We start from the raw sequence: 18,090 nt of genomic DNA, 5'->3' as shown, positions 1-18,090 counted from the left end.
CTTCCATGGGTGAACGTTTGGGTTACGAATCGGGTAGATCAGCCCATTCCTGGCGGCGGGCCTCGGCCAGCGCCATGGCCGCCGCCACCGCGACGTTGAACGACCCCACCCGCCCGACCTGCGGGATGTAGCAGGCGCCGTCGGCCGCCTCCAGCAGGGCGGGCGAACAGCCGTGATCCTCGCTGCCGACGACCAGGCAGACGTCCCGGCCGAGGTCGGCGCGGAAGATCGGCTGCGCGTCCGAGGTGAGCTCGATGGCGAGTACGGCGTAGCCGTCCTCGCGGGCCGCCTTCACCGCGTCCACGGCGGGGACCGCCTCGTGCCAGGTGACCAGGCGCTCCGTGCCGAGCGCGGTCTTGCCCGCCTTGGGGTTGGTGGGCGGGGTGGCGTTGCCGGCCAGCCAGACGGTGTCCACGCCGAACGCGGCCGCGCTGCGGAAGATCGAGCCGACGTTGAACGGGCCCGTCACGGACTCCAGGATCAGCGCGAGCCGGTGCTCGGTGTTGCGCCGCCAGGTGCGGTTGAGCCGCTTCACATCCGTGGGGCGAAGCTGCCTTCTCATCGTGTCACCTTCAGGATTCGGTACGCGGCCCGGGATGCCTCGCGGGTGGCCTGCCAGCCCTGTTCGCCGAGCCAGCGTTGCAGCGAGTCGGAGCCGAGGTGTTTCTGGACGACCAGGTAGGCCACGCCGTCGGGGGTCAGCCGGGACAGCCACCTGGTGAGCATGGCGTGGAGGGCCGGCTTGCCAATGCGGATCGCAGGATTTGACCAGATAGCGCGAAATTTCACGTCATCCGGTGCTTCATCGGCATGAACGGGTCTTACTTTGTAAAGGCCCGCGGTGTGGGCGTTGCGCTCCGTGAGCTCCAGAGACCTGCGGTTCACGTCCACGGCCCAGACCGTCGCCTCCGGCGCCCGCGCCGCCATCGTCAGCGCGATCGGCCCGTAGCCGCAGCCCAGGTCGAGCAGGTCGCCTTCCTGCGGCGGCGGCGGAACGGTCTCCAGCAGGACCTTCGTCCCCAGATCGACCCGCTCGGGGGAGAACACCCCGCTGTCGGTCTCCAGCCGCAGGTGCAGGTCGGGCAGCACGAGGCTGACGGAGCCCGGCCTGCGGCTCGCGCCTGGCTGCTCGGAGAAGTAGTGGGCCACGTGCAGAAACGTTACGGGATGCGGGCACCGAACCAGACCGAGGCGCCGGCCACCAGCGCGCCGAGCAGCACCGCGGCCACGATGAACCACTGGCTGATCTCCTGGTTGACGAGCTTGAAGCCCAGCGAGGTGCCGATCTGCTCGTACACCTCGCGCAGCTCGCTGCCCGACTCCGCGGCGTACGCCCGGCCGCTGGTGCCCTCGGAGAGCGACTGCAGCGTCTGCTTGTTGACCGGCACGTTCACGTCCCGGCCGTCGATGGACACCGTGCCCTCCTGCGTGCCGTACGCGATCGTGGAGACCGGGACCCGCGCGCCCGTCGCGGCCTCGATCGCCTCCGGCACCGAACGCCCCGAGGTGTTGTCGCCGTCGGACAGCAGCACGATCGCCGAGGGCGGCGGGTCGGTGGCGGCCTGCTGGTCGAAGGAGCGGATCGAGTCGAGGGCGTTGAACACCGCCTCGCCGATCGCGGTGCCCGGCCGGGTGGTGAGGTTGCCGATCGCGGTCACGACGGCCTGGTGGTCGGTGGTGGGGGAGATGACCACGTTGGCCGAGCGGGCGAAGGCGACCACACCGACGTTGAAGCGCTCCGGCAGGTCGCGGGCGAATGCCTGGGCGGCGGCCTTGGCCGCGCTGATGCGGTTGGGCTGGACGTCGTCGGCCTCCATCGACAGCGACACGTCCAGGGCGATGATGATCGTGGCCCGGTCCCGCGGCACCCGCACCTGGTCGGCCGGCCGGGCGGCGCCGATGACCAGCAGCGCCATCATGACGAGGAACAGCACCGGCGCCACGTGCCGGCGCCAGCCAGGGCCCTCGGGGACCACGAGGTTGAGCAGGGCCAGGTTGGTGAAGCGCACGGTGTAGCGGCGGCGCAGGAACAGCGACGCCACGTAGCCGCCGATCAGCAGCACCAGCAGCAGGAACAGCCACAGCCACGCGGGCGACAGGAACGTCACGGCACCTCCTCTGCGGCCATCGTGCCAGAGCTCACCCGGGCCTCCGGTGCGCGAGATGCGCCATCCGGCGCCGGCGCAGCACGAACTGGGCCACGTCGAAGACCCAGTCGCGGTCGGTGCGCAGCACCAGGTGGGAGACTCCGGCCCGGCGCAGCGCGACCCGCGTGCCCTCGCGCTGGAGCGCCGCGGCCTCCGCGTACGCCTGCCGTACCTTGGGTGAAAGGTGCACGTCGCGTACCTTCCCGCTCTCCGGATCGGCGAACGCGATATGCCCGACATCGGGGAGTTCGAGCTCGCGTGGGTCGATCACCTCCACGGCCAGCACCTCGTGCCGGGCGGCCAGGCGGCGGATCGGGCGCTCCCACGGGCGCTCGGTCGCAGGGTCCAGCGACGGGTGGGCGTCCAGGAAGTCGGAGACCACCAGGCGCAGCCCGCGCCGCCTGCGGGTGGCGGCCAGCACGTCGATGCCCTCGGCCAGGTCGGGCGCGTCCTGCGCCGGGCGGCCGCGCGGGGCGTCCAGCAGCGCGTGCAGCATGCCGTACAGGGCGGGGCGGCCGGTGCGCGCGGGCAGCCGGTGGATGTACTCGTCGTGCAGCACCAGCGCGCCGAACCGGTCGCCCATCCGGCTGGCCAGGAACCCGATCGCGCCGATCGCCGCCACCACCAGCTCCCGCTTGTCGGTGTCGGCGGTGCCGAAGTCCATGCTGGCCGACAGGTCGGCCAGCGCCCACGTCTCCAGCTCCCGGTCGGCGATCAGGTCGCGCACGTGCGGCACCGTGGTGCGGGCGGTCACGGCCCAGTCCATCCGCCGCACGTCGTCCTCCCCGGGCACGTAGACGCGGCTGTCGCCCGCCTCGCTGCCCGGCCCCGGCAGCAGCCCCTGGTGGGCGCCGTGCAGCAGCCCGTCCAGCCGCCGGGTGACGGTCAGCTCCAGCCGCCGCAGCGCGTGCTCGGCGCTCTTGCGCGGCTCGGGTACGGCGGGCGTCGCGGTCATCGGTTCTGGTTCCAGACCACCAGCGGCGGCGGCACGGTATGCAGGATCTGCCGGACCACCTGCTCAGGGTCCACGCCGTCGGCCAGCGCGTCGAAGGTCAGCATCAGCCGGTGCGCCATCACGTCCACGGCCACGTCACGGACGTCGTCGGGCAGCAGGTAGTCGCGCCCGCGCAGCAGCGCCAGCGCGCGCCCGGCGGCCACCAGCCCGAGCGTGGCCCGCGGGCTCACGCCGATCTCGATGGTCTCGGCCAGGGCGGGCACGCCGTACTCGGCGGGCGAGCGGGTGGACATCACCAGGCGCACCACGTAGTCGGCGACCAGCTGGTGCACCGAGACCTGCTCGGCCTGCTCCTGCAGCGCCATCAGCACCGTCGGCTCCAGGATGCGCTCGGCCACCGGCGGCGCCACGCTCATCCGGTGCAGGATCTCCAGCTCCTCGTGGGCGCTGGGGTGCGGCACCCGCACCCGGAACAGGAACCGGTCGCGCTGCACCTCCGGCAGCGGGTAGACGCCTTCGGACTCGATCGGGTTCTGCGTGGCCAGCACCACGAACGGCCTGGGCAGCGGATGGGTGACGCCGGCCAGCGTGACCTGCCGCTCGGCCATGACCTCCAGCAGCGCCGACTGCACCTTGGCCGGGGCGCGGTTGATCTCGTCGGCCAGCAGGAAGTTGACGAAGACCGGCCCCAGCTCCACGTCGAACTTCTCGCTGGAGGGGTGGAAGACCCGGGTGCCGACGATGTCGCTGGGCACCAGGTCGGGGGTGAACTGGATGCGCGCGAACGTGCCGCCGACCACCGTCGCGAGGGTCGAGGCGGCCAGCGTCTTGGCCACGCCCGGCACGCCTTCGAGCAGGCAGTGCCCGCGCGCCAGCAACGCCACGACCAGGCGTTCCACCATGTGCTCCTGGCCCACGATGACGCGCCGGACCTCGTCCAGCGTCTGGCGGAGCACGGCCGGGTCGGTTCCGCTGGGCAGCTCTTCAGCGACGGTCATGGGTGCCATTTCACCAAACGCGCCGCGAACGCGCACGGAGGCGCATCAGATCAAGTTGCCGAACCGGCAACGCAATTTGCCCATCTTGCTGTCCGGGTCGCATGCTGCCGGGCAGGAGGTGGTCAACATGACCGGACTGCAGGACAGCTACGACGTGGTGGTGATCGGCGGCGGCGCCGCGGGACTCAGCGGAGCGCTGATGCTGGCCAGATCCCGGCGCTCGGTCGCCGTCATCGACGCCGGCGCGCCGCGCAACGCCCCCGCCGACGGCGTGCACGGCTTTCTCGGCCACGACGGCATCCCGCCCGCGGACCTGCTCGCCCGCGGCCGCGAGGAGGTGCGCCGGTACGGCGGGCACGTCGTCAGCGGCGAGGTGGCCGACGCGGTGGCCGACGGGGAGTCGTTCAAGGTGGTACTGGCAGGGGGCCGGGCCGTGCGCGCCCGGCGGCTGCTGGTGACCACCGGGCTGGAAGACCGGCTGCCGGACGTCCCGGGGCTGCGTGAGCGCTGGGGGCGCGACGTCGTGCACTGCCCCTACTGCCACGGGTGGGAGGTGCGCGAGCGGCGCATCGGGGTGCTGGCCACCGGGCCGGCGTCGGTGCACCAGGCGCTGATGTTCCAGCAGCTGAGCGACGACGTCGTCTACTTCACCCACACCGCGGCGCCGCTGTCCGGGGAGGACGCGGAGAAGCTGGCCGCCCTGGGCGTCTCCGTGGTCGGCGGGCCGGTGCGCGCGCTGGAGATCGGCGGCGACGCCATCACCGGGGTCCGGCTGGAGGACGGTCGCGTGGTCGAGCGGGACGTGGTGGCGGTGGCCTCCCGGATGGTGGCGCGGGCGGGGTTCCTGGGCGGGCTCGGGCTGCGGGCCGTCGAACACCCCTCGGGCGGCGGGGAGCACGTTCCCGCCGACGCGGCCGGCCGTACCGCGGTGGCGGGGGTGTGGGTGGCGGGCAACGTCACCGACCTCATGGCCCAGGTCGGCGCGTCGGCGGCGGCCGGGGCGGCGGCGGGGGCGCAGATCAACGGCGACCTGGTCGCCGAGGACGCGCGCCGGGCGGTGGCCGCACGGCGGGAGGCGGCGTCCGGTTGACGTCTGGCGGGCGAGAGGGGGAGGCCGCGTCCGGTTGACGCCCCGCGGGGAGGGCCGCGTCCGGCTGAGGCTTCGCGGGGGACGGGCGGGGGCTGTGCTTTCATGGGTGGGTGGCCAGTCCGCTGCAGCACGGGGATCCGCCCCACCTGGGGCCGTTCACGGTGCAGGCACGCCTGCACGTGCTGCAGTCCGGGTTCGTCTACCTCGCGCAGGCGCGTGACGGGCGGGCGGTGTCGCTGGCCGTGCTCACCCGCGGTGCGGCGCTGGACGCGGCGGCGCGCGACCGGTTCGTGACCGCCGTGCGGGAGTCGGCCCCCGCCGCCAGGCGCGGCTGGTTCGGGCGGGCCACGGTGCTCGACAGCCCGCCGCAGGTGCTCGCCATGGACGCCGGTCCCGCCCCGTGGGTGGCGGTGCCGTACCAGCCGGGGCGGCCGGGAGCCGAGCGGTTCCTGGAGCCGGTGATGGTCGGCGGCATGCTCATCGGGCAGGCGCACGGGCCCGACTTCGTGCCGTACTGGCTGCGGGACTCCGATCCCGCGCTGCCGGGTGCGCCGGGTGCGCCCAGGCCGCTGACCGAGACCGCGCGCAGGGTGCTGCTGGCGCTGGCCGTCCTCGTGGCCTTGCTGCTGCTCGGGGTGGTGATCGCGCTGGTGCTGCTCATCGGCAGGCAGGACAGCGATCCGCCGCCGCAGCCGCTGCCGCCCACCCTTCAGGTGCCCACCCCGCCGCCGACCCCGGCCACCCCGGAGCCGAGCGAGCCGTCCCCCTCGCCGTCGCCGAGCACGAGCGGCCCCGGCACTCCCGGGCCGTCCCAGGGCGACGACTCCGGGGAAGAGGACCCGATTTAACGGTTTGAACCTGACGTAACGTGAGGTCCTAGCGTCCGGGGCATGGAATTCACCGTTCACGACACCCTGGAGACGATGACCGCGATCGTGCGGGCCCCGATCGCCGCGCGGCGCGACCTGCTGGGCCGGATGCTGGCCCCCATCGGCGCCGCCGTCCCCCATCTCGGCGACCTGGTCGCCATGCACGAGCAGGGCGGCGGGTTCCGCCTCGACGCCGACGACGAGCGCTACCTGCCCGCCCTCGAGCGCCTGCGCGAGCAGGGGCTCATGGAGCACATCGAGACCGAGCTGCGCCGGGCCGCCGGGCACCTGGAGCACCTGAAGCGGCCCGAGCACGTGCAGGTCCTGTTCGTGCTGGGCAATCCGGACGACGACTACCTCATGAACGTCGGCCGCGGCTACTTCGGCATGGGCTCCGCGCCCGGCTGGATCTACCTGCTGGCCTGGCCCACGGAGGAGAACGCGCACAAGATCGCCCACTGCGCCGTGCACGAGCTGCACCACCAGATCCGCTACGCGAACGTGGTCTGGGACCCGGCCACGGTCACGGTCGGCGAGCACATCGTGGCCGAGGGGCTGGCCGAGGCGTTCGTGCGCGAGGTGTCCGGCCCGCAGGCGATGGGGCCGTGGTCGGGCATGGTGACCGGCCGGGCGCTGGAGGACGCCTACGCCACGACCATGGCGGCCATCGATCGGGAGGGCATGCAGAACACCCCGGCCTACGTGCTGGGCGACACGGCGGTGCGCAAGTTCGGCGGCGAGCCGGCCGGCATTCCGGACATGGCCGGGTACGGCGTCGGGCTGCGCCTGGTCGACGCCCACCTCGCGGCCACCGGCATGACAGTCGCGGCCAGCTCCGGCCTGTCGGCGGCGGAGATCCTGCGCCCCAGCCGGTGACCGGCGGCTCATCCGGGGATATCCGGATAAATCCGCAGATGTGTCCGCGGACATCCGGTGACCTGTCCGATGGCCTACCCGGGGGAGACGAAGCCCGACTCGTAGGCGGCGATCACCGCCTGCGTGCGGTCGCGGGCGCCGAGCTTGGTCAGCACGTTGCCGACGTGGGTCTTGACCGTCTCGGCGCTCACGACGAGCTCGGCGGCGATCTCCCCGTTGGACATCCCCCTGGTCATCAGCCGCAGCACGTCGCCCTCCCGCCCGGTCAGCCGGTCGATCCCGGGCACCGCCGTCCTCGGGCGGGTGGCCGCCAGCGTGCGGATCGCCGCGGGGAACAGCAGCGACTCGCCCCCGGCCACGGTCCTGACCGCGCCGGCCAGGTCCTCGGGCCTGGCCCGCTTGAGCAGGAACCCGGCCGCCCCGGCGCGCAGGGCGTCGTAGACGTAGTCGTCGTTCTCGAACGTGGTCACCACCAGCACCTTGGGCGGCGACTCCAGCGCCACGAGCTGCCGGGTGGCCTGGATGCCGTCCACGGCGGGCATGCGCACGTCCATCAGCACCACGTCGGGCCGCTCCCGCCGCACGACCGGGACCACGGCCGCCCCGTCGGCCGCCTCGCCCACCACGCTCAGGTCGGGTTCGGCATCGAGGATGATGCGCAGTCCCGTGCGGATGAGGTCCTCGTCGTCGGCGATCACGATCCTGACTGTCATAGGCTCGACCGTAGCGGCAGCCGTACCGACACCCGCCACCCGCCCTCGGCGGGACCCGCCTCCAGCTCGCCGCGCAGCAGCCGCACGCGCTCGCGCATCCCGGTCACGCCGCGCCCGCCGCTCCTGCCGCGCCGCGCGCCGCCGTCGTTGCTGACCAGCAGGGTGAGGTCGTCCCCGTGTACGGCTGCCGCCAGCCGTACCGGGCCCCGACCGTGTTTGATGGCGTTGGTGAGGGCCTCCTGCACGATGCGGTATGCCTCGCGGGAGACCACGGCGGGCACGCCGCTGAGGTCGCCCACCTCCGCCCGCACCTCGGCGCCCGAGGCGCGCACGAGCGCGTCGAGGTCGGCCAGCGTGGCCTGCGGCGCGGTGCCGGCGCGGTCCTCGCGCAGGACGCCGAGCACGTGGTCGAGGTCGTCCAGCGCCGAGCGGGCCGACTGCTCGATGGCGGCCAGCGCGGTGCGGGCGGTGGCGGGGTCGCGGTCGAGGACGCGGGCGGCCGCGGCCGCCTGGACGGTGACGACGCTGAGCGCGTGGCCGACGGAGTCGTGCAGCTCGCGGGCCAGGCGGTTGCGCTCGGCCAGGGCGCGGGCGCGGTCCTCGGCGGCGGCCAGCCGCTCTGAGGGGGTGGGGCCGAGCAGGACCGGGGCGAGCCCGGCCAGCAGCGCCCCGGCCCCGGCGGCCGCCGCGACCAGCGCCGCGAGCAGGCCGAGGCCCATCAGCGTCCACAGCAAGCCCTCCCAGCCGGGCCCGATGTCGTACGCGAGCCAGGTGGAGCCGCGCCAGGCCAGCGGCAGGGTCCACAGGGTGAACGGCACCCCGGCCAGCGTGCAGCCGCTGACCAGCCCTCCGACGCCCAGGTGGAGCGTGAACCAGGTGGCGGTGCGCCGCCGTTCCTGCCAGCTGCGGCGGGCCTGGCGGGGCGGGGTGTCGACCTGGACGCCGAGCAGCCCCTGCGCGGCGTTGACCTCCAGCCCGCGCACCGGCAGGAAGAGCCCGGTGAGCGCCACGACGGGCAGCACGGCCGCGAAGACGCCCAGCTGCACCGGGAGCAGCACGTCGGACAGCCGCCCGTTGCCGCCGAGCACGCCGGACAGCAGGGCGCCGACCATCATGTACGGCATCAGCATGGCGCCGCCGAGGATCAGGCAGGCCCAGCGCCGGGCGAGGTTCTTTGCCACACCGGAGATTGTATGTCGATGGAATTCGCGCACGGCATAATGCGCCTTTGGCGAAATATTCCTTGAGCGAAAAGAAACGGGAAATCGGGTGGACCGGGTCTACCGTCGGAAGAAATTCCTCTTCGACGGAAAGGCAGCTCATGACGGAGACGAAGCAGTGGCCCGAGCAGTTGAGCCAGCGGTTGCTGAACGAACGCATCCTCGTGCTGGGCCAGGAAGTCGATGACGACATTTGCAACCGGCTCTGCGGCGAGCTGCTTTTGCTGGCGGCCGAGGACCCGAAACGCGATGTGACGCTTTACATCAATTCACCGGGCGGTTCGGTGAGCGCCGGGATGGCGCTGTACGACATGATGCAGTTCGTTCCGTGCGACGTCGCGACGGTCGCCATGGGCTTCGCCGCCTCCATGGGCCAGCTGCTGCTGTGCGGCGGGGCGCCCGGCAAGCGGTACGCGCTGCCCAACGCCCGCATCGTGATGCACCAGCCGCTGGGCGGCATCGGCGGCTCGGCCGCCGACATCGCCATCCAGGCCGAGAACCTCCTCTACACCAAGAAGCGCCTGGCCGAGATCATCGCCCACCACACCGGGCAGCCGCTGGATCGCATCCGGGAGGACTCCGACCGGGACCGCTGGTTCACGGCGCAGGAGGCGCTGGAGTACGGCTTCATCGACCACATCGCGGACGGGGTGAACTAGGCCATGAGCGGACGATACGTGCTGCCCTCCTTCGTGGAGCGCACCTCCTACGGCGTCAAGGAGATGACGCCCTACAACAAGCTGTTCGAGGACCGCATCATCTTCCTCGGCACCCCGATCGACGACACCAGCGCCAACGACATCATGGCGCAGCTGCTCACCCTGGAATCCATCGACACCGACCAGGACATCCAGCTGTACATCAACTCGCCCGGCGGCGAGTTCACCGCCATGACCGCCATCTACGACACGATGCAGTTCGTCCGCCCGGACGTGCGCACGGTCTGCATCGGGGAGGCGTCCTCGGCGGCCGCCGTCCTGCTGTCCGCCGGTGCTCCGGGCAAGCGGGCCGCGCTGCCGCACGCACGGGTCCTGCTGCACCAGCCCGCCACCGAAGGCGGGCGCGGGCAGTCCAGCGACCTGGAGATCCACGCCAGGGAGATCCTGCGGATGCGGGACCAGCAGGAGCAGATCCTCGCCCGGCACACCGGGCGCGGGGAGCTCGACATCCGGCGCGACATCGAACGCGACCGCATCTTCACCGCCGAGCAGGCGCGGTCGTACGGGCTGATCGACGACATCTTCGCCAGCCGCAAACGCACCCTGGCCAAGCGCTGAGTCTTGGGTCAGGGCGGCCCTCGGCTCAGGGGGCCGCCCTGACCAGGCCGTGGTCGAAGGCGAAGACCGCCGCGTGCACCCGGTCCCGCAGGCCCAGCTTGTCCAGGACGCGTTTGACGTGCGTCTTCGTCGTGGTCTCGCCGATGTGCAGGCGCAGGGAGATCTCCGCGTTCGACAGGCCGCGGCCCAGCAGCAGGAGGACCTCGTGCTCGCGGGCGGTCAGCCGGCCCAGGGCACGCCGCACCTGCTCCGAGTGCGGCGCGGGCGCGGCCCTGGCGAACTCCGCCAGCAGCCGCTTGGTCACCGACGGGCCGAGGATCGCCTCACCGCCGGCGAGGGTCCTGATCCCGGCCAGCAGCTGCTCGGGGGGCGTCCGTTTGAGCAGGAAGCCCGCCGCTCCGGCCCGGATCGCGGCGAAGACGTACTCGTCCAGCTCGAACGTGGTCAGCACCAGCACCGCCGCGGGCGAGCCGGAGGCCACGATCGCCCGGGTCGCCTCGACGCCGTCCACGCCGGGCATGCGCACGTCCATGAGCACCACATCAGGGGCGGCGGCCCCGGCCAGCCGCACCGCCTCGGCACCGTCGGCCGCCTCGCCCACGACCGTCAGATCGGGCTGCGTCTCCAGCATCATGCGCAGGCCCGCGCGCATCAGGTCCTCGTCATCGGCCAGCAGCACCCGGATCACGGCACGAGGTCCTTTCTCATCGCTCACGGCACCGGGATCCTGGCCGTCACCCGCCACCCTGCCGCGGCCGGTCCCGCCTCCAGGGTTCCGCCCGCCTTCTCCACCCGGGCCCGCATGCCCCGCAACCCGCGCCCGCCACCGGCCAGGCCGGCCCCTTCGCCGCCTCCGTCGTCGGCGACCGTCAGCGTCACCACCCCCTCATCCCGCCGCACCTCCACCCGGGCCAGGGAAGCCCCGGCATGCCGGATGACGTTCGTCAGCGACTCCTGCGCCACCCGCCGCAACGTCTCCGCCTGGCCTGGCCCGAGGTCGTCCACACCCGGGCCGAGCCGCAACTCCACCCGCACCGGCAGCCCGCGCACCAGCTCACGCAGCCCGTCCGGCAGGCTCCGCCGATCCGACAGCAGGCCGATGACCCGGTCGAGATCGGCCATGGCATCCCGGCCCGCCTGCTCGATCCGCTCCAGCGCCGTGCGCACCTGCGGCGGCCCGTCCGGCAGCGACAGCCGCGCCGCGCCCGCATGCGTCACCATCAGCGTGACCGCGTGCCCCACCGCGTCGTGCAGTTCCTGGGCCAGCAGGGCTCGCTCGTCGGCGCGGATCCGGCCGGCCCGTTCCTCGGCCGCCTCCTGCCGCAGCCGTTCCTCGCGCGTCCTCCTGGTACGGCTGGCCGTACCCGAGATCCAGGCGCCCGCATGGACGGCGGCCACCAGCTCCACCTGCGGATGACCGGCCAGCGCCACCAGCACGCCCAGCACCGGCACGGCGGCCAGCTCCGCCGTCACCTGCGGCCGCCGCCCCTGCGCGATCATGGTCAGCGGCAGCGCGCTGGCCAGCGACAGGTTCGTCACCGGCGCACCCGCCAGCACCACGGCCACGGTCGCCGCCGCACCCGCCCACAACGCGGTCACCGGCGCCAGCCTGCGCAGCCCGATCGCGCAGAACCACACCACCACGGCCACCCGGCTCGCGATCGGCCCCTCGGTCAGCGACGCGACATACTCCGTCGAGCCCACGGCGATCCCCGCCGAGGCCCACGCCACCGCCAGGTCCAGCGCGACCCACCACGGGCCGCGGTCGATCGCCCGATCGGGCCGCCACCGTCTCACGACCACCCAGTAGACACTCCCGCGCGGCGCCGCGTCGTCATCCTGGAGGATGACGGGCTCCGCCCGCCAGGACGTTTCGCCTGGTACGGCGGTGCCGCGACGGTTGCCCCATGACCAGACAGACGGATGAGCAGGCGAAGACGCTGGGCGCTGACCCGGGAACGGCGGAGAGGACACGTGGCCACGCCTCCTCACCTGCGGGTGGAGAGACGCGGGACCACGGCAACCCGGGCGAAGGGACGCGAGACCAAGGGAACCCGGACGGAGGGGTGCGTGGTCATGAGGCCGCGCGGCCGGGTGAGGGAGTGCGTGGGCATGAGGTCGCGTGCGCGGGTGAAGGGGCGCCGGGCCGTACGGGGGCTCGCGACGGTGCGGGAAGGGCGGATCGCGGCGGGAAGGGGCCGGGGCGGTGGGGAAGGTGGGCTGGGGCCTGGGTGCTGACGTTGGCCGGTGCCGTGGCGGGGCCGCCGGCGGCGGGGGCGGCGTTCCTGGGGGCGGCGGCCGTTGTGCCGAGCCTGGCCGTGATGGTGGTCGCGGGGCTGGCGGCGCTCGGGGCGGGGTGCCTGCTGCCGGCGTGGGGTGCGGCCAGGCTGGTCCGGCGCCGGTTGCCGCTGGTGGTGGCGGGAGGCGTGGTGGTGGTGTGCGTGGCCGCTTCGGCGGTCGTGTTCGTTCCCGGGCAGGCGAGCGTGCCGAGGGCGGAGCGGGCCTATTGGGATCTGGGCACCGGGTCCCGGGTCGCCTATCGGGTGACCCGGGCCGAGGGGGCGGCGCGGCCGGTGCCGGTGATCCGGCTGCACGGGGGGCCGGGGACGCCGGGGGAGGGGGAGGACGCGCTGGACCGGGCGCTGAGCGGGGCCGGGTTCGACGTCTACGCCTATGACCAGCTCGGCTCCGGTGACTCCCCGCGGCCGGACGACGTGTCCGGGTACACCGTGGAGCGGCAGGTGGCCGACCTGGAGGCGGTACGGCGGCGGCTCGGCGCCGAGCGGGTGATCCTGGTGGGCGCCTCCTGGGGGGCGACTCTGGCCGCCGAGTATCTGGCGCGTCACCCCGGCCACGTCGCGAAGGTCGTCTTCGTCTCGCCCGGGGCCCTGTGGACCCCCGAGTGGAGCGACGAAGAGGCCGGCCAGCTCTGGGACCGGCTCACCCCCGGCCAGGCCGCCCGGGTCGGCGCGCTGGGGGAGAACGCGCGCTTCGCCGTGTGGGAGACCCTGATGGCCATCGACCCGCGCGCCGCGCACGCCCTGGTGCCCGACGCCGAGGTGGACCACCTGTTCGGCGAACTGCTGCGGATCGCGGGCGGCGCGGCCAGTTGCCGCCCGGGCGGCGCCGAACTGCCGGCGAAGGTCCCCGGCTTCTACGCCAACCAGCTCATCACCGCCGACCAGCAGTCCCGGCCCGACCCGCGGCCCGCGCTGCGCAGAGCGGGGGTGCCCGCGCTGGTGCTGCGCGCGGAGTGCGACTACAAGCGCTGGCCGGTCACCCGCGAGTACCGCGACACGATCCCCGGGGCGCGCCTGGTCTACGTCAAGGGCGCCGGCCACGCCATCGGCCTGGACCGGCCCGCCGAGTTCGCCGCCACCGTCACCGCCTTCCTCACGGGCGCGCCCCTCCCGCTGCCGCCCTACACCGGCGTGGAGGACCCGGCGGCCCGGTAGCCGGAGCCCAGGACGGCGGTCGCCTGCCGGGGCCGAGCCCGCACTGCCCGGCCAGGTAGACGAGCGGCCCGGCGGTGACGCACTGCGAGTAGCCGTAGGCGGATAGTAACTAGTGGCAGGCGACGCGGGCGAGCGGGCGCTCGGTCCGGCAGCGCTCGCGTTCGGTACGGCCGAGCCGTTCGGCGTAGAGCGGGCACCGGGGGATGGAAGCCGCACCCCCGGGCGGGCTCAGCGCGCCGGGCGGGTCGCCGGGCAGCAGGACCCGCGGCCGGGACCGGTCCTTCACCGGGTCGGGCATGGGCATCGCCGAGACGAGCGCCCGGGTGTAGGGGTGGGCCGGCGTGCCCGGCACGTCCTCGGTCGGCCCGCGCTCGACCACCCGGCCGAGGTACATGCAGGAAGTCGTACAGCTCCGGCAGGTCGCGGGCGCACACCGAGGCCACCAGGTTCACCGGGCCCGTCGTGGCCGCCGCGAACCGCACGTTCGGCTGGGTCGCCAGGGCCCGGCCGACCCGGTCGAGGGCGGCCGGCCGTACTGGAGACCGACACGTCCGTCAGATGGTCGATGCCGGGCAGCTCCTTGAACAGGAACGCGGTGCGGCTCTCCCTGGACCCGGCGAACGTCACGAAGCAGATGTCCAGCCCGCCGACCAGCAGATCCACCCACAACGTGTCGTTGCGCCGCGCCAGGTTCCCCAGCACCGACGGCACCGCGCCCGCGGCGCAGCGCGCGCGGACGATGAGCGGGGTGGCGTAACCGGCGAAGTACGGGCTGGCCACCCCCACGATCCGCAGGACCCCGGCGCGGTCAGGCGATGGACGCGGCGCCCAGGACGTCGGCCGGCCTGCCCCAGGTCACCCGGGCGTCCACCTGCAGGGCGGAGACGATGGCGCGGTCGAGGTCGTCCAGGGTGAGCCGGTCCATCACCACAATTTACGGGCTGCCCCGGCAGGGCATAAGGGGCCCGCCGAACCTCCGGGAACCGGGGTTTATACCCTCTTGGTGGTTCGTTGGCCATGACGGGGGAGTGGCGTGTCGCTGGAGCAGATCGTCGTGTTGCTGGTGGCCGCCGCCGGTGCCGGGTGGGTGGACGCCGTCGTGGGCGGCGGCGGGCTGCTGCAACTGCCCGCGCTCATGGTGGCCGGGATCCCGCCGGTGCAGGCCATGGCGACCAACAAGCTGTCGTCCGTCTTCGGGACCACCACCGCGGCCATCACCTACGTGCGCTCCACCAAGCTGGACCGGCGGGTGGCGATCCCGGCGGGTGCGCTGGCGGTGGTGAGCTCCGGGCTCGGCGCCCTGGCCGCCGCGGCGATCAGCGCGGACGTGCTGCGGCCCGTCGTCATGGCGGTGCTGCTCGGGGTGGCGGCCTTCGTGACGCTGCGGCCCGCGATGGGACAGGTGCCGCGGCCGCACCTGCGGACCGGCGCCCGGGTGATCACGGCCGTCGCGGTCGCCGGCGTCGGGATCGCCTTCTACGACGGGATCATGGGGCCGGGGACCGGGACGTTCCTGATCATCGCCTTCACCGCCATCCTCGGCCTCGACTTCGTCAACGCCTCCGCCACCGCGAAGATCATCAACATCGGGACGAACGTGGGCGCGCTCCTGGTCTTCGGGCTCCAGGGGCACGTGCTGTGGGCGCTCGGGCTCGGCATGGCCGTCTGCAACGTCGCGGGCGCCCGCCTCGGCGCCCGCATGGCGCTCAAGCGGGGCGCCGGGTTCGTCCGCATCGTCCTGCTGCTCGTCGTGGCCGCCATGGTGACCCGCCTGGCCTGGCAGCAGTTCGGCTGACGGCCGGGCGCAGGCTGGGCACAGGACGGGCTCAGGCCCGGGTCAGGCGCCTGGCCAGGGTGGCGACCCAGATCGTGGCCAGCGCCGCGTAGGCGCACAGCAGGCCCGGCGTCTGGCCGGCCGGCAACGCCGCCGACACCGCCGCGGCCAGGGCCAGCAGGGCCGCCCAGCCGTACAGCACGGCGCGACCGGCGCGGGCGGAGGTGTGGGCGGCCTCCTGGACCGGTGTGACCAGGGCCATGACGGCCACGCCGGCCGTCCCCAGGGGCTCGTGGCCCAGGGCGATGCCCGCCACGAGCGCCGCGAGGCCGAGGCCGCACAGGGACCAGCACAGCACGGCCACGCGCGCCTCGCTGCCCGCCAGCAGCAGGCGCGTGCGGGCGCCCAGGTGCAGGCGGAGCGTCGCCCACGCCTCGGCCAGCCAGGCCGCCCAGTGCGCGACGGCGATGACGACGAACACCACGATCAGCGGGGGTACGGCCGGCAGCAGCAGCACCAGCCGCCAGCCACCCCGGTACCGGCCGCGGAAGCGGTCCAGCGCCCGGTAGAGCGGGTTGCGGCGCTTCAACGCCACGACCAGGAGGTCGCGCGCGTCGTCGAAACCGGGCGCCAGGCGCAGGACCTCGCGGAAGGCGCCGGCGGCGCGCGCCGGATCGCCGTGGGCCAGCTCGGCCCGGCCGAGCGCCAGGTGGGCGTTCGGGCTCTCGGGGTCCAGGCGCAAGGCGTCACGGGCGGCGCCCAGCGCCTCCGCGCCGCGGCCGAGCTGGGTCAGCGCCATGGCCAGCAGGGCAGCGGGGTCGGGGTCCTCGGGGTCCAGGGCCAGGGCGCGCCGGGCGGCGTCCGCGGCGTCGGCGGGCCGGCCGCTGCTCAGCAGGATGCGGGCCCGCAGCTCCCACAGGGGCGCCCAGTCCGGGTTCAGCGCCAGGGCGGCGTCGGCCGCGGGCAGCGCCGGACCGGCCTGCCCGGCGGCGAGGTGCACCTGCGCGGCGACGTAGTGGCCGAACCAGTGGTCCGGCGCCAGCCGGATCGCCTCGGCCGCGCTCGCGGCCGCCTCGGCGTACCGCCGCTGGGCACGCAGGGCCAGGGCCAGGTACGCGTGGGCGACCGGGTGCTCCGGCTCCTCGGCCAGCACGCCGTACAGCTCGCGGGCGGCCTCGGCGCCACGCCCCAGATCCAGCAGCGCGCGGGCCCGCTGAAGGCCCGTCTCGGTGCTCACCACGTGCCGCCCCTGTCACGGCCATCCCAGGCTCTCACCGTTTGCGGTCGATCCAGGGCATGAGCTCGTCCCACGCCCCGGACTCGTTGGCGTGCATGACGTAGTTGCGCGCGGTCGCCAGCCACTCGCGGACCGAGCTGGGCGCCGCCGTCCCGGCCGCGGCCAGCAGGTCGCCGGTGGTCAGCGGCACCGGCCGCCCGGCGGCCACGGACTCGCGCAGCTTGGCCTCCACGGCCCGGTCCACCAGGCCCTTCAGGTCGGCGCCCACGAGGTCCTCGGTGGCCCGGGCGATGGCGTCGAAGTCCATCTCGGCCAGCGGCTTGTCGCGGGTCAGGATGCGCAGGATCGCGGCGCGGGCGGCGGTGTCGGGCGGCGGCACGAAGACGAGCTGGTCGAAGCGGCCGGGGCGGCGGAAGGCCACGTCGATGTACCAGGGCGCGTTGGTGGCGGCCAGCACCAGGACGCCCTCGTTGGCCCGGTCGTCGACGCCGTCCAGCTCGGCGAGGAACTGGTTGACCAGTTGCCGGGTGTGCGCCTGCCGCATGTCGGAGCGGCGGGCGGCCAGGGCGTCGACCTCGTCGAAGAACAACACGCAGGGCCGGTTGCGGCGGGCGATCTCGAAGACGCCGCGCAGGTTGCGCTCGCTCTGGCCGACGTACATGTCGAGGATGTCGGCCAGCCCGACGTTGACGAAGGACGCGCCCAGTTCACCGGCGGCGGCCCTGGCCAGGTGGGTCTTGCCCGCGCCCGGCGGCCCGTACAGCAGGACGCCGCCGCCGGCCCGCTTGCCGAAGGCGGCGAACAGCTCCGGCTGCTGGACGGGCAGCAGCAGTTTGACCCGCAGCGCCTCCTTGACCGCCTCCATCCCGGCCACGTCGGCGAAGGTGAAGCGCGAGCGCTCCACCTCGGCGCCGCCGTCCGTGCCGGCGCTCTGCTGGTACGGCGCGGCCGGAACCCCGGCCGGCCGGGGAGCCGTGACCGGCTGCCCGGAGGAGCCCGGAGCCGCGACCGGCTGCGCGGGCGGCCCAGCGGCGGGTGCCGGGCGGGCTCCCGACGACAGGCGGGCGGCCAGGTCGGGGTCGGCGGCGGACGGGTCCCGCAGGATCGCCTCGTGGTAGCGGTACCCCGCCTGCGCCACGTCCCCCTCACCCAGGAACGCCCGCGCGGCCACCACGCCCATCCGCGCCGGGTACCCGGGCTGGGCCAGGAACGGCTCCAGCACCGACAGGGCCACGCCGTACGCACCCTGACGGGCGAAGGACTCGGCCAGTCCGGTGCTGATGCCCGGGTCGCGCGGGGCCAGTACGAGGGCGGCGCGGTACTCGGCCTCCGCCTCGGCCAGGTAGCCCCTGGCCAGGAGGGTGTCGGCGAGGTGGCGCCGGAGGGGCAGGTTGTCGGGGGACAGGCGTGCCGCCTCGCGCAGCGCCTGAAGGCCGCCGTCGTCGACCACGGGGCAGTCATCCCTTTCTGGGTGGATTA

At 74.0% G+C, this 18,090-nt stretch carries 21 protein-coding genes and 1 pseudogene; 8 read left to right on the top strand and 14 right to left on the bottom strand.

The features are described 5' to 3' along the window. Positions 1–22: 22 nt before the first annotated feature. From FVE25_RS14385 to FVE25_RS14365, 5 genes are read right to left on the bottom strand one after another with little or no spacing between them, the layout of a single operon-like run. Complete coding sequence (locus tag FVE25_RS14385; RefSeq protein ID WP_157247184.1) at positions 23–562, bottom strand: TrmH family RNA methyltransferase; 540 nt, start codon at positions 560–562, stop codon at positions 23–25. Next, on the bottom strand, positions 559–1,149 hold the full coding sequence (locus FVE25_RS14380; RefSeq protein ID WP_157247182.1) for a class I SAM-dependent methyltransferase: 591 nt from the start codon (positions 1,147–1,149) through the stop codon (positions 559–561). The genes FVE25_RS14385 and FVE25_RS14380 overlap by 4 nt, the downstream gene beginning before the upstream one ends. Positions 1,150–1,160: 11 nt before the next feature. After that, positions 1,161–2,108 (bottom strand): VWA domain-containing protein, encoded by a 948-nt coding sequence (locus tag FVE25_RS14375; RefSeq protein WP_157247181.1) that lies wholly within the window; start codon positions 2,106–2,108, stop codon positions 1,161–1,163. A gap of 31 nt (positions 2,109–2,139) precedes the next feature. Beyond that, entirely contained in the window at positions 2,140–3,102 is a 963-nt protein-coding gene (locus tag FVE25_RS14370; protein WP_157247179.1) for a DUF58 domain-containing protein, read from the bottom strand. Beyond that, positions 3,099–4,100 (bottom strand): AAA family ATPase, encoded by a 1,002-nt coding sequence (locus tag FVE25_RS14365; RefSeq protein WP_157247177.1) that lies wholly within the window; start codon positions 4,098–4,100, stop codon positions 3,099–3,101. Before FVE25_RS14365 ends, FVE25_RS14370 begins: the two co-directional genes overlap by 4 nt. A 127-nt stretch (positions 4,101–4,227) precedes the next feature. Here FVE25_RS14365 and FVE25_RS14360 point away from each other — a divergent pair, with 127 nt between their 5' ends. The 3 genes from FVE25_RS14360 to FVE25_RS14350 all read left to right on the top strand — a co-directional run bounded on the left by FVE25_RS14360 (position 4,228) and on the right by FVE25_RS14350 (position 6,935). Then, entirely contained in the window at positions 4,228–5,190 is a 963-nt protein-coding gene (locus FVE25_RS14360) for an NAD(P)/FAD-dependent oxidoreductase (protein WP_157247176.1), read from the top strand. A 110-nt stretch (positions 5,191–5,300) separates the two neighbouring features. After that, the gene (locus FVE25_RS14355; RefSeq protein WP_157247174.1) at positions 5,301–6,038 is read left to right on the top strand and encodes a hypothetical protein; all 738 of its coding nucleotides are present in this window, start codon (positions 5,301–5,303) and stop codon (positions 6,036–6,038) included. 42 nt (positions 6,039–6,080) lie between these two features. Next, positions 6,081–6,935 carry a DUF2268 domain-containing putative Zn-dependent protease gene (locus FVE25_RS14350; RefSeq protein ID WP_157247172.1) on the top strand — a complete coding sequence of 285 codons (855 nt, stop codon included), beginning with the start codon at positions 6,081–6,083 and terminating at the stop codon, positions 6,933–6,935. Positions 6,936–7,009: 74 nt separating this feature from the next. Here the strand turns inward: FVE25_RS14350 and FVE25_RS14345 are convergent, their stop codons facing one another. Both FVE25_RS14345 and FVE25_RS14340 read right to left on the bottom strand, forming a co-directional pair. After that, on the bottom strand, positions 7,010–7,648 hold the full coding sequence (locus tag FVE25_RS14345) for a response regulator transcription factor (RefSeq protein ID WP_157247170.1): 639 nt from the start codon (positions 7,646–7,648) through the stop codon (positions 7,010–7,012). Continuing rightward, positions 7,645–8,829 (bottom strand): sensor histidine kinase, encoded by a 1,185-nt coding sequence (locus FVE25_RS14340; RefSeq protein ID WP_246267010.1) that lies wholly within the window; start codon positions 8,827–8,829, stop codon positions 7,645–7,647. Before FVE25_RS14340 ends, FVE25_RS14345 begins: the two co-directional genes overlap by 4 nt. A gap of 140 nt (positions 8,830–8,969) precedes the next feature. On the opposite strand from FVE25_RS14340, the gene FVE25_RS14335 reads away from it, so the two are divergent. Together FVE25_RS14335 and FVE25_RS14330 are read left to right on the top strand one after the other, a co-directional pair. Further along, positions 8,970–9,527 carry a ClpP family protease gene (locus FVE25_RS14335; protein WP_157247168.1) on the top strand — a complete coding sequence of 186 codons (558 nt, stop codon included), beginning with the start codon at positions 8,970–8,972 and terminating at the stop codon, positions 9,525–9,527. 3 nt (positions 9,528–9,530) lie between these two features. After that, entirely contained in the window at positions 9,531–10,145 is a 615-nt protein-coding gene (locus FVE25_RS14330; protein WP_157247166.1) for an ATP-dependent Clp protease proteolytic subunit, read from the top strand. Positions 10,146–10,170: 25 nt separating this feature from the next. On the opposite strand, the gene FVE25_RS14325 is transcribed toward FVE25_RS14330, so the two are convergent. Next, positions 10,171–10,833, bottom strand: a complete 663-nt coding sequence (locus tag FVE25_RS14325) for a response regulator (RefSeq protein ID WP_157247164.1) — start codon at positions 10,831–10,833, stop codon at positions 10,171–10,173. A gap of 23 nt (positions 10,834–10,856) precedes the next feature. Then, on the bottom strand, positions 10,857–11,942 hold the full coding sequence (locus FVE25_RS56260; protein WP_157247162.1) for a sensor histidine kinase: 1,086 nt from the start codon (positions 11,940–11,942) through the stop codon (positions 10,857–10,859). 434 nt (positions 11,943–12,376) lie between these two features. Here FVE25_RS56260 and FVE25_RS14315 point away from each other — a divergent pair, with 434 nt between their 5' ends. Then, positions 12,377–13,600 carry an alpha/beta fold hydrolase gene (locus FVE25_RS14315; protein WP_157247160.1) on the top strand — a complete coding sequence of 408 codons (1,224 nt, stop codon included), beginning with the start codon at positions 12,377–12,379 and terminating at the stop codon, positions 13,598–13,600. Positions 13,601–13,709: 109 nt separating this feature from the next. Here the strand turns inward: FVE25_RS14315 and FVE25_RS14310 are convergent, their stop codons facing one another. Next, the gene (locus tag FVE25_RS14310; protein ID WP_157247158.1) at positions 13,710–13,994 is read right to left on the bottom strand and encodes an oligopeptide/dipeptide ABC transporter ATP-binding protein; all 285 of its coding nucleotides are present in this window, start codon (positions 13,992–13,994) and stop codon (positions 13,710–13,712) included. 13 nt (positions 13,995–14,007) lie between these two features. Beyond that, positions 14,008–14,118: pseudogene (locus FVE25_RS57005) on the bottom strand (Lrp/AsnC ligand binding domain-containing protein); the annotation flags it as partial. Positions 14,119–14,195: 77 nt separating this feature from the next. Here FVE25_RS57005 and FVE25_RS14300 point away from each other — a divergent pair. Then, the gene (locus FVE25_RS14300) at positions 14,196–14,357 is read left to right on the top strand and encodes a hypothetical protein (protein ID WP_157247156.1); all 162 of its coding nucleotides are present in this window, start codon (positions 14,196–14,198) and stop codon (positions 14,355–14,357) included. Between the two features lie 51 nt (positions 14,358–14,408). Here the strand turns inward: FVE25_RS14300 and FVE25_RS14295 are convergent, their stop codons facing one another. Beyond that, a complete protein-coding gene (locus FVE25_RS14295; protein WP_157247154.1) occupies positions 14,409–14,525 on the bottom strand; it encodes an AsnC family transcriptional regulator in 117 nt (38 codons plus the stop codon). 108 nt (positions 14,526–14,633) lie between these two features. Here FVE25_RS14295 and FVE25_RS14290 point away from each other — a divergent pair, with 108 nt between their 5' ends. Then, a complete protein-coding gene (locus tag FVE25_RS14290; protein WP_157247152.1) occupies positions 14,634–15,395 on the top strand; it encodes a TSUP family transporter in 762 nt (253 codons plus the stop codon). 31 nt (positions 15,396–15,426) lie between these two features. On the opposite strand, the gene FVE25_RS14285 is transcribed toward FVE25_RS14290, so the two are convergent. After that, on the bottom strand, positions 15,427–16,611 hold the full coding sequence (locus FVE25_RS14285; RefSeq protein ID WP_181019589.1) for a tetratricopeptide repeat protein: 1,185 nt from the start codon (positions 16,609–16,611) through the stop codon (positions 15,427–15,429). 34 nt (positions 16,612–16,645) lie between these two features. Next, positions 16,646–18,061 (bottom strand): ATP-binding protein, encoded by a 1,416-nt coding sequence (locus FVE25_RS14280; RefSeq protein WP_157247149.1) that lies wholly within the window; start codon positions 18,059–18,061, stop codon positions 16,646–16,648. Positions 18,062–18,090 lie beyond the last annotated feature (29 nt).

Origin of the sequence: Nonomuraea typhae (assembly GCF_009760925.1) — a bacterium.
Lineage (GTDB): Bacteria > Actinomycetota > Actinomycetes > Streptosporangiales > Streptosporangiaceae > Nonomuraea > Nonomuraea typhae.
Note: the sequence above shows the minus strand (reverse complement) of the source record. Positions and strands in the feature narration are given on the sequence as shown.

What these genes read in the sequence shown, in the direction of transcription:
- FVE25_RS14385 (WP_157247184.1), bottom strand. Translation starts at nt 562, where the DNA reads ATGAGAAGGCAGCTTCGCCCCACGGATGTGAAGCGGCTCAACCGCACC.
- FVE25_RS14370 (WP_157247179.1), bottom strand. Translation starts at nt 3,102, where the DNA reads ATGACCGCGACGCCCGCCGTACCCGAGCCGCGCAAGAGCGCCGAGCAC.
- FVE25_RS14365 (WP_157247177.1), bottom strand. Translation starts at nt 4,100, where the DNA reads ATGACCGTCGCTGAAGAGCTGCCCAGCGGAACCGACCCGGCCGTGCTC.
- FVE25_RS14360 (WP_157247176.1), top strand. Translation starts at nt 4,228, where the DNA reads ATGACCGGACTGCAGGACAGCTACGACGTGGTGGTGATCGGCGGCGGC.
- FVE25_RS14350 (WP_157247172.1), top strand. Translation starts at nt 6,081, where the DNA reads ATGGAATTCACCGTTCACGACACCCTGGAGACGATGACCGCGATCGTG.
- FVE25_RS14345 (WP_157247170.1), bottom strand. Translation starts at nt 7,648, where the DNA reads ATGACAGTCAGGATCGTGATCGCCGACGACGAGGACCTCATCCGCACG.
- FVE25_RS14335 (WP_157247168.1), top strand. Translation starts at nt 8,970, where the DNA reads ATGACGGAGACGAAGCAGTGGCCCGAGCAGTTGAGCCAGCGGTTGCTG.
- FVE25_RS14330 (WP_157247166.1), top strand. Translation starts at nt 9,531, where the DNA reads ATGAGCGGACGATACGTGCTGCCCTCCTTCGTGGAGCGCACCTCCTAC.
- FVE25_RS14310 (WP_157247158.1), bottom strand. Translation starts at nt 13,994, where the DNA reads ATGTACCTCGGCCGGGTGGTCGAGCGCGGGCCGACCGAGGACGTGCCG.
- FVE25_RS14295 (WP_157247154.1), bottom strand. Translation starts at nt 14,525, where the DNA reads ATGGACCGGCTCACCCTGGACGACCTCGACCGCGCCATCGTCTCCGCC.